The following is a 4,184-nucleotide window of genomic DNA, read 5'->3' on the forward strand; positions in this document are numbered from 1 at the left end:
GGGAGCGCGGGCCCGTCAGCTGCCGAACATCGAAATCGACGGTGAAATGGTTATCGATTATGAGAAAGCGATGCAGCTGGAAGAGCAGCCGGAGAAAATGGTCGTGATCGGGGCCGGCGCTATCGGCATTGAATTTGCCTACTTCTATAACACCATCGGCACGGAGGTCACAATTGTTGAGCTGGAGGATTCGCTGGTGCCGGTTGAAGACGAGGATATCGGAAAAGAACTCGGCAAAATTTATAAGAAAAAAGGCATTGACGTCCGCACAGGCAGTACCGTAGAGCAGGTTGAGGAAAACGGCGACGGAGTCAAAGTGACCATTAAGACGGGCGATGAGGAAGAAGTTGTTGAAGCGGATGTGGTCCTTTCGGCCGTGGGCGTGACCGGCAATGTCGAAGGGATCGGTCTCGATGAGATCGGGGTCGAATATGAGAAAGGGACCATCAAGATTGATAAAGAAAACTACCGGACCAGCGTCGAGAATATCCACGCCATAGGGGATGTTGCCGGCGGACCGTGGCTGGCGCACAAGGCTTCGCACGAGGGAATTTATTGTGTCGAAAAGCTGGCCGGTGAAGACCCGCAGCCGATCAACTATAATAACATCCCCGGCTGTACCTATTGCGAGCCGCAAATTGCTTCCGTCGGGTATACTGAAGAACAGGCCAAAGAGGAAGGATACGATATCAAAGTCGGAAAGTTTCCCTTTTCGGCCAGCGGAAAGGCAGCGGGGCTCGGCCATGAAGAGGGTTTTGTGAAAGTGGTGTTCGATGAGAAGTACGGCGAGTGGCTCGGCTGCCACATGATCGGCTCGCACGTGACCGAACTGATTGCGGAAGCGGTGGTTGCCCGCGACCTCGAAACGACGGGCCATGAAATTATCAGCGCCGTCCACCCGCACCCGACGATGTCCGAAGCCGTGATGGAAGCCGTGGCCGAAGCTTACGGCGAAGGCGTACATTTGGGCAATTAATGGTAACCGACGGTTGGAAACAGCCCCTTGAGCAATATTCGCAGGTATAATATCAGGCTGATAATTATTTAGGTATAATTAGGAATGACGAATTGGGAATGACTCATCTCTCAATTCCTGATTTTTAACTGACAGTTAGTTCCTAATTGAATTTATTATGCAGCAAGCAGAAGTTGAATATTACGATTTGGGTCATGCCCCGTACCGACCGGTGTGGGATCTGCAGACCGCTATCCAGCAGCGGCTGGTGGATGAAAAGCTGGCCCGGCGCAAGAAAAAGCTCTATCAGTCCGGCCAGGAGAGCAATGACGTGCTGCTTTTTGTGGAGCATCCGCATGTCTACACGCTGGGCAAAAGCGGTGATAAAGCTCACCTGCTGAAAGAAATGGCTGAACTGGCAAATATTGAGGCCGACTTTATTGAAATTGATCGCGGGGGGGATATCACCTATCACGGTCCCGGCCAGATCGTGGGTTACCCCATCTTTGACATGGACCGGCATTTTACCGATATCCACAAGTACCTGCGCTATCTGGAAGAAGTCGTTATCCGCACCTGCGCCGACTACGGTATCAATGCCGGACGCATCGAGGGATTGACCGGGGTGTGGGTGGGGGACCAAAAAATCTGTGCCATGGGCATAAAATGCTCGCGCTGGGTGACTATGCACGGTTTTGCGCTCAACGTGAATACCGACCTGAGCTACTTCAATCACATTGTACCCTGTGGAATTTCCGACAAGGCGGTAACCAGTTTCCGTAATCTGCTGGGCGGGCCCATGGATGAGGGAGAGGTAAAGGCACAGCTGCGCGCTCATTTCGAAGCCGTTTTCGATATACATATAACAGAAGTGGATTCCCTGCCTGAACTGGACCATGAATTTTCGTATCTTAAGCCGTCAGGCGCTAAAGCAGTATCCCCTTAATTTCTGATTGATCCTCATGATAAAAGAACTCAACGTTGTAGACCGAAACGAACAAACAAAACGGCGCCCGGATTGGCTGCGGGTGAAACTGCCATCGGGAGAAAAATTCAAGGAAGTCTCGGAGACCATTCACAAGCATTCGCTTAACACGGTATGCTCGGAGGCCCGCTGCCCGAATATGGGAGAATGCTGGGGCAACGGGACGGCAACGTTTATGATCCTGGGCGACGTATGCACGCGATCCTGTTCCTTTTGTGCGGTCAAGACGGGGCGTCCGGCAGAGGGACTGGATTGGGACGAGCCCCGGCGCGTGACTGACGCAGCCAAAAAGATGGGACTGCAACACGTGGTGCTAACCTCTGTCAACCGCGATGAGCGCGAAGACGGCGGGGCCCCCATTTTTGCCGAAACCCATCGGCAGCTTCGCGAAGCCATCGACGGGGTAACCATCGAGTCGCTTATTCCCGATTTCCGCGGTGTGTGGGAGGCCCTTCAGATTGTGATCGATACCCCACCGGATGTGCTGAGCCATAATCTGGAGACCGTGCCGAGCCTGTACCGCACGATCCGTCCCCAGGCGAAATACAAGCGTTCGTTGGAGCTTCTTCAACGCAGTAAAAATCAGGGACTTCGCACAAAGACCGGGATTATGGTCGGCTTCGGAGAAAAGCGCGAGCAGGTGATCGAGCTCATGCAGGACTGCGTGGACTACGGCGTTGATGTACTGACGATCGGTCAGTACATGCAGCCAACGAAGATGCATCAACCCGTTGAAGAGTGGGTGCATCCAGATCGGTTTGCCGAATACAAAGAGATTGGCGAAGGATTGGGACTTGAGCATGTCGAAAGCGGCCCGCTGGTCCGGTCTTCCTATCACGCCGAGCGCCATCTATAGATAGTACCCGGATTTTTTTTGATAATTGATGCTCGACCATTACTATTGATCTCTTACTTATTATATTGCAAGAGATTGCCATTTCTCACTTAACCGAAATATATGCTTGCACTGGGTGTTGTTATACTATTGAGTTATCTGGTCGGCTCGATCCCCTCATCCATATGGGTAGGCCGGCTGGTCAAGGGCGTTGACATCCGCAACCACGGCAGCGGAAATGCCGGTGCAACCAATACCTTTCGGCTCTTGGGATGGCGGCCCGGTGTGGCTGTGTTGACAATTGACTTTTTCAAAGGTTTCGTAAGTTCCCTGTGGATCAGCCAGCTTGCTTACCATATCGGTGCCGGACCGGTATCACTGTTTCCCTTTTGGGATGTGGACCCTTTTTTGCGTATCGTATGCGGCGTCGTAGCGGTAATCGGACACATGTTTCCCCTTTACTCCAACTTTGACGGGGGGAAAGGGATGGCCACGGCCGCCGGCATGCTTTGCGGAATCGAACCGGTTTCGGTAGCCATTACCTTCGGGGTGTTTCTCGTCGTGATGTTAGTCAGCCGGTATGTCTCGCTGGCCTCCCTGGTTGCCGCTTTCATTTACCCGCTGATGCTGGTCATGCTTCGCTACGGTTTCGGATGGCCTATTGACGGGAGTATCCTCATTTTCGGCGCTATTGTCGGTATCGGAATCATTATCAAGCATCGTGGAAATATCAGGCGTCTGCTGCAGGGCACGGAAAACCAGGTGAGGTCGTTTAAGCCTGCCGTCGGATGGCTGAATAAAGAAAAAAAACAGGAACGTGAGTAGCAGCAAGGTAAAGAAAATCACCATCATCGGAGCCGGCAGCTTCGGGACGGCCCTGTCTGTTGTGCTGGCCCGGGCCGGCAACAAGGTACAGCTTTGGGCGCGGGAATCGGAAGTGGCTTATGGCATAAACAAGCATCACCGCAACCCGGATTATATTCCGAACGTTACGCTCCCGGATTCCGTAACCTGTTATACCGACCTGGAGCAATGTCTTGACGATCCCGAGATGGTTGTTTTTGCCACGCCGTCTCACGTCATGCGCGGGGTGGCCGAACGCATTAAGCCTTTTTTCAACGGCAATGAAATTATTGTCAGCGTAGCCAAAGGCATTGAAAACAAGACGTTTCTGACGATGTCGCAGGTGCTCACCGAGGTGTTGCGGGGAAAAATCATTGAGGATCATATCGGGGTACTATCGGGCCCCAGCCATGCCGAGGAAGTCAGTACCTTTAAGCCGACCACTGTTGTTGCCAGTGCCTACTCCAAGCGGACCACCCGTATTATCCAGGGTACCTTTTTGACGCCGATGTTCCGGGTCTACCTGAACTACGACATCATCGGCGTTGAGATCGGGGGAGCGGTAA

General features: G+C 52.8%; 5 protein-coding genes. All 5 read left to right on the forward strand.

Going from position 1 to position 4,184, the window contains the following annotated elements:
- A partial coding sequence (locus ACESLU_RS12330) for an FAD-dependent oxidoreductase (protein ID WP_372638944.1) occupies positions 1–976 on the forward strand: 976 nt, incomplete at its 5' end.
- Between the two features lie 157 nt (positions 977–1,133).
- Positions 1,134–1,901, forward strand: coding sequence for a lipoyl(octanoyl) transferase LipB (gene lipB / locus ACESLU_RS12335; protein WP_372638945.1), 768 nt, complete (start codon positions 1,134–1,136; stop codon positions 1,899–1,901).
- A 16-nt stretch (positions 1,902–1,917) separates the two neighbouring features.
- Positions 1,918–2,796, forward strand: a complete 879-nt coding sequence (gene lipA / locus ACESLU_RS12340) for a lipoyl synthase (RefSeq protein ID WP_372638946.1) — start codon at positions 1,918–1,920, stop codon at positions 2,794–2,796.
- A 102-nt stretch (positions 2,797–2,898) separates the two neighbouring features.
- Positions 2,899–3,600, forward strand: coding sequence for a glycerol-3-phosphate 1-O-acyltransferase PlsY (gene plsY, locus ACESLU_RS12345; protein WP_372638947.1), 702 nt, complete (start codon positions 2,899–2,901; stop codon positions 3,598–3,600).
- Positions 3,593–4,184, forward strand: a 592-nt coding sequence (locus tag ACESLU_RS12350; protein WP_372638948.1) for a 2-dehydropantoate 2-reductase N-terminal domain-containing protein, incomplete at its 3' end; no start/stop codon positions are given. The genes plsY and ACESLU_RS12350, both read left to right, overlap by 8 nt.

It is taken from the genome of Fodinibius sp. (assembly GCF_041642155.1).
Taxonomy (GTDB): domain Bacteria; phylum Bacteroidota; class Rhodothermia; order Balneolales; family Balneolaceae; genus Fodinibius.